Below are 6,135 nucleotides of genomic sequence, written 5' to 3' on the forward strand. Positions count from 1 at the left end.
AGTGCAAGCTGGCCTACCGCTTTCGCGAGCAAGCCCGCTCCCACAGGAACCTGCGGATGTCCTGCGCCCGCCTCCCTTTCCATAGCCAACGGATGATCGAACATGGAAGCACTCAATTATCTCGAAAGTATCGAGTCGAATGCGCGGACCTATGCGCAGACTTTCCAGCGGCTGTTTGTCAGCGGCAAGGGAATGCGGATCAAGGACGCCAGTGGCCAGGAATTTCTCGATTGCCTGTCGAACGCCGGGACCCTGGCCTTGGGGCACAACCCGCCGCAAGTCCGGGACGCCGTGATGACGTTTCTCGCGGGCGATCATCTGCAGCAGGCCCTCGATCTGGCGACACCGGCCAAGCATGCCTTCGTGCAAGAGCTGTTCTCGATGCTGCCGGCGAACATGCGCGAGACCAGCAAGATCCTGTTCTGCGGGCCCAGCGGTTCGGATGCCGTCGAGGCCGCCATCAAGCTGGCACGCCATTACACCCGCCGCTCGCCGTTGATGGCTTTTCACGGCGGTTATCACGGAATGACTGCCGGGGCCTTGTCCGCCATGGGCAACCTGTCGCCCAAGAGCGCCGAAGGTCTCATTGCCCAGGGCGCACACTTCTTGCCGTTCCCCTATCGCTTCCGCTGTCCGTTCGGCACCGATGGCGAACATACCGATCAGTTGTCCATCGACTACATCCGCACTGTACTGTCGGACCCTGAAGGGGGCGTTGCGAAGCCGGCGGCGGTGATCGTCGAGGTCGTACAGGGCGAAGGTGGCTGTATCCCGGCCTCGGCCAACTGGCTGAGGAGCTTGCGGGAGATCACCCTCGAGCAGGATATCCTGCTGATCGTCGACGAAGTCCAGACCGGCCTGGGTCGTACCGGCAATACCTTCGCCATCGAGCACGCGGGTATCGTGCCCGACATCCTGGTGCTGTCAAAAGCCATCGGCGGCGGCTACCCCTTGTCGGTCATCGTGTATGCCAGGCATCTGGATACCTGGGGCCGCGGCATGCACGCGGGCACATTCCGCGGTAACCAGATAGCGATGATCGCGGGTGCCGCAACCATGCGTCAGATCAGGAAAGACAATCTGGTTGCCAATGCCGCCCGGATGGGCAAACGGTTGGAAAACGGCCTGCAGCAGATCGCGCAGCGGTTTTCCTTCATCGGCGACATCCGCGGTCGCGGCTTGATGATCGGCGTGGAAATCACCCAACCGACCACCACCCAACGCGCCGGCCAGGCCGACGGCGCCCTGGCACAGGCCATCAAGCTCAAGTGCTTCGACAACGGCCTGATGATGGAGACCGGAGGACGCCACGGCGCGGTACTGAGGTTCCTGCCGCCCCTGACCATCACCGAGGGTGAAGTCGACATGGTCCTGGACCGGTTTGAACAGTCACTCGCAAAGATCGTCGAAACACGCCCCCAGGCGGCACGCGAAACAGTCTGAAAAACCACCCTTTGCAGCACGCTAGCACCCGCCCCCCTTTGTGGGAGCGGGCCTGCTCGCGAAGGCGTCAACATATCCAACATCAATGCACGCTGACCCACCGCTATCGCGAGCAGGCTCGCTCCCACAGTAGTTCCTGGTGTTTGCTGGCTCTGCGTCCGACATAAATCACCTGTGGGAGCCGGGCTTGCCCGCGATGGCGTCAGCACAGCCAACATACCCGCCAGCTGACCCACCGCTATCGCGAGCAGGCTCGCTCCCACAGTAGTCCCGTGTGTCTGCTGGCTCTGCGTCCGACACAAATCCCTGTGGGAGCCGGGCTTGCCCGCGATGGCGTCAGCACAGCCAACATACCTGCAAGCTGACCCACCGCTATCGCGAGCAGGCTCGCTCCCACAGTAGTTCCGTGTGTTTGCTGACTTTGTGTCTGACACAGATCCCCTGTGGGAGCGAGCCCTGCTCGCGATGGCGTCAGCACAGCCAACATCCCGGCAAGCAGACACACCGTTTTCGCGAGCAAGCCCGCTCCCACAGTAGTTCCGGGTGTTTGCTGGCTCTGCGTCCGACATAAATCACCTGTGGGAGCCGGGCTTGCCCGCGATGGCGTCAGCACAGCCAACATACCCGCCAGCTGACCCACCGCTATCGCGAGCAGGCTCGCTCCCACAGTAGTTCCTAGTGTTTGCTGGCTTTGTGTCTGACACTGATCCCCTGTGGGAGCGAGCCCTGCTCGCGATGGCGTCAGCACAGCCAACATCCCGGCAAGCAGACACACCGTTTTCGCGAGCAAGCCCGCTCCCACAGTAGTTCCGAGTGTCTGCTGGCTCTGCGTCCGACACAAATCCCTGTGGGAGCCGGGCTTGCCCGCGATGGCGTCAGCACAGCCAACATACCCGCAAGCTGACCCACCGCTATCGCGAGCAGGCTTGCTCCCACAGTAGTCCCGTGTGTCTGCTGGCTTTGTGTCTGACACTGATCCCCTGTGGGAGCGAGCCCTGCTCGCGATGGCGTCGGCACAGCCAACATCCCACAAGCCGACCCACCGCTATCGCGAGCAGGCTCGCTCCCACAGTAGTTCCTGGTGTTGGCTGGCTCTGCGTCGACACAAATCCCTGTGGGAGCCGGGCTTGCCCGCGATGGCGTCAGCACATCCAACATCCCGGCAAGCTGACCCACCGTTTTCGCGAGCAAGCCCGCTCCCACAGTAGTTCCGGGTGTCTGCTGGCTCTGCGTCCGACACAAATCCCTGTGGGAGCCGGGCTTGCCCGCGATGGCGTCAGTACAGCCAACATACCCGCCAACTGACCCACCGCTATCGCGAGCAGGCTCGCTCCCACAGTGGTTCCTGGTGTTTGCTGGCTCTGCGTCCGACATAAATCACCTGTGGGAGCCGGGCTTGCCCGCGATGGCGTCGGCACAGCCAACATCCCCACAAGCTGACCCACCGCTATCGCGAGCAGGCTCGCTCCCACAGAGGACAGCGACGCTGGCCCCGACCTCAATCACGCGCCAAGGCATTGATCGGATCAAGTCGCGCCGCGTTGCGGGCAGGTACGAAGCCGAACACGATGCCGATGAGTGTCGAGCAGACGACCGCGGTGATGATCGACCCCATCGAAAACACCATCTGCCATTCCTTGACGAAGATCGAAAAGACGTAGCCGATGCTGAACGACAAGCCAATGCCAATCGTGCCCCCGAGCAGGCAGACCATCACCGCTTCCACCAGGAACTGCTGGCGTATATCGGACTGACGCGCCCCCACCGCCATGCGGATGCCGATCTCACGGGTTCGCTCGGTCACCGAAACCAGCATGATGTTCATCACGCCGATGCCCCCCACCACCAGTGAGATGACTGCAATGAGCGAGAGCAGCAGCGCCAGCGACTGGCTGGTCTTCTGCACCGTCTGCATCACGCTGTCGAGGTTGTAGGTGAAGAAGTCCTTGGTGCCATGGCGCTGCGTCAGCAGCTTGACCACGTTGTCTTCCACCAGCTTGCTCGGCTGCCCGTCCTTTATCCGCACCGTGATGCTGTCCAGGAAACGCTGGCCCAGCAAGCGCCCCGCCGCCGTTTCATAGGGCATCCAGATGTTCAGGTTCTTGCTGGTATTAAAGACACTCTTGCGGTCCTCGGTCACGCCGATGACGGTGCAAGGCAGGTTGTCGACGAGGATCACCTTGCCCAGCGGGTCGGTGTGCGAGCCGAACAGTCGCTGGCTGGTGTTATGGTCGATCACCACCACTTGCGACTGCCGCCTCGAGTCGTCCTTGTTGAACGCCACGCCCGAGCCGATCTTGATCCCGCGCACCTGGAAGTAACTCTCGCTCACACCGTTGACGGTCGCATTGACGTCGATGTTCTGGTAGCGCAACAGCAGGTTGCGCCCCAGGTTCGGGGTGGCGCTGTCGATGTAGTACAGGTCGCTCAGGGCCGTGACGTCGGAGAGCACCAGGGTTTCGATCGCCGTCGAGCGGCTGTCGCCCCAGTCGGCCCCGGGAATGATCTCGATGGTATTGCTACCGATTGCTTCGATGTCTTTCAGGACATATTGCTTGACCCCTTCGCCGATGGCCACGATCGATACCACCGAGGTGATGCCGATGATGATGCCCAGCATCGTCAGCAATGTTCGCATCCGGTGCGAGATCAGCGCGACCCACGCCATGTTGAACGCTTCGCTGAACGGCCCGAAGCTGGCAAGCAGCCGGTTCGACGGCTTGACCTTGGTCGGGGGGGTGCCTTGTGGCGGCTGGTCTTCCATCGAGCGCTGCGGATTGGCCCGGTCGCTGACGATCTCGCCGTCGCGGATTTCGATGATGCGTTGGGCGTAGGCCGCCACTTTCTCATCGTGGGTCACGATGATCACCGTGTGCCCCGCCGCGTTGAGCTCCAGCAGAATCTTCATCACCTCCTTGCCACTGGTGGTGTCCAGCGCACCGGTGGGTTCGTCGGCGAGAATGATCTCGCCGCCGTTCATCAAGGCCCGGGCGATACTCACCCGTTGCTGCTGCCCGCCGGAAAGCTGGCTGGGTCGATTGGCCAGGTGCCCGGTCAGTCCCAGGCGGCCCAGCAGCTCCCCGGCACGGTTGTGCCGTTGCGACTCGGCGGTACCGGCGTAGATGGCCGGCATCTCGACGTTGTGCAAGGCACTCAGGTGGGGCAGCAAGTGATAGCGCTGAAAAATGAAACCGAAGTGATCGCGACGCAGCTCCGCCAGCTCATGATCGTCCATCGAGCCGGTTTCGCGCCCGTCCACTTTGTAGCTGCCGGAATTCGGATGATCGAGGCAACCGAGCACATTCATCAAGGTGGATTTGCCGGAACCGGACGCCCCCGTGATTGCCACGATTTCCCCGGCGTTGATCGTCAGGTTGATGTCCTTGAGCGCGATGAACGCCTTTTCGCCCGCTTGAAAGCTGCGGGTGATCCCCTCGAGCTCCAACAGTGGTCGCGTCATGGTCAGGCTCCCGCCACAGCTGGGGTGGGCTCACCGATGACGACCTTGTCGCCTTCAGCCAGGCCGTCCTTGATTTCAGCCCTGACGTTGTTGTTGATACCCGTCTGGACGTTACGCGGCTGGGCCTTGCCTTCGGCATCCAGTACCCGGACCACGTAGCTGCCATCCTGGTTCCTCGGGCCCAGGGCCGCGACCGGAATCGTCAGCACGGCCTTGGCCTTGTCCAGGACAATACGGACCTGGGCCGTCATCGAAATGCGCAGGCGATGATCGGGGTTCGGCACGTCGAACAGGCTGTTGTAGAACACCGCGGTGTTCTGCTTGGGCGCCCCGGAGTTCTGGCTTTCGAGGAAGTTCTGCGGTGCCGGTTCAGTGCCGCGCAGCGTGGCGTAGTAGCGTTTTTCCGCTTCACCGAGAATGGTGAAATACACCTCTTGCCCGGGCACGATATGAATCACATCGGCCTCGGATACCTGGGCCTTGACGGTCATGGTGTCCAGGTCGGCCAACTTGAGCAGCACGGGCGCCAGTTGTTCGGCGATCACGGTCTGGCCTTCCTGGGTCACGATCCCCACGACGTAGCCGTCGATGGGCGCGACGATGTGGGTATAGGCCAGGTTGACCCGGGCCGTCTCCACCTGGATCTGCGCATCCTTGATCTGTGCGTCGAGGGACAGCAGGTTGGCAGCCTCCACCTTGTAGTTCGATTCGGCGGTCTCGTATTCCTGCTTGGAAATCGCGTCGTCCGGTTGCAGCACCTTGTAGCGATCGTAGGTGGCTTTCGCATCCTTGAGTTGTGCCGCGGTGGCTTGTCGCTTCGCCTTCAGGTTCTCTTCGTTGACCTGGGCCTGGCGCAAGGAATTCTGCGCCAGCAACGGGTCGATTTCCGCCAGCCACTGGCCCTTCTTCACCTTGTCGCCCAGCTTGACCTTGAGCGACTTCAGTTGCCCGGACACCTGGGCCCCGACATCGACCTGCTTGATGCCCTGGAGCGTCCCGGTGGCCAGCACCGCGTTCTCGATGTCGGTGCGCTCGACCGTGGCGGTCAGATACTCCGGCGGTTTGCCCGGCGACTGAGCGCTGTAGAAAACCAGGCCGGTCACCACGACCAGGACAAGCACGATAGCGATTTTTCGAAACTTCGACTTTTCCATAAATAACCATGAGTGCGTTGAGTTCAGGCCCGGCCAATGCAGCGCCGGGTTCCATGGGTGCGCCCAAAGGAAGGACGG

General features: G+C 62.0%; 3 protein-coding genes. 1 reads left to right on the forward strand and 2 read right to left on the reverse strand.

The window, feature by feature from the left end; all coding sequences use genetic code 11:
• Positions 1-102: 102 nt before the first annotated feature.
• Positions 103-1,443, forward strand: coding sequence for a diaminobutyrate--2-oxoglutarate transaminase family protein (locus LOY35_RS16285; protein ID WP_258624797.1), 1,341 nt, complete (start codon positions 103-105; stop codon positions 1,441-1,443).
• Between the two features lie 1,498 nt (positions 1,444-2,941).
• Here LOY35_RS16285 and LOY35_RS16290 read toward each other — a convergent pair.
• Positions 2,942-4,903 carry a MacB family efflux pump subunit gene (locus LOY35_RS16290; RefSeq protein ID WP_258624799.1) on the reverse strand — a complete coding sequence of 654 codons (1,962 nt, stop codon included), beginning with the start codon at positions 4,901-4,903 and terminating at the stop codon, positions 2,942-2,944.
• A gap of 2 nt (positions 4,904-4,905) precedes the next feature.
• Positions 4,906-6,057: a macrolide transporter subunit MacA gene (macA, locus tag LOY35_RS16295; RefSeq protein WP_258624801.1), complete on the reverse strand. Its 1,152-nt coding sequence runs from the start codon at positions 6,055-6,057 to the stop codon at positions 4,906-4,908.
• Between the last annotated feature and the right edge of the window lie 78 nt (positions 6,058-6,135).

Origin of the sequence: Pseudomonas sp. B21-028 (genome assembly GCF_024749045.1) — a bacterium.
Lineage (GTDB): Bacteria > Pseudomonadota > Gammaproteobacteria > Pseudomonadales > Pseudomonadaceae > Aquipseudomonas.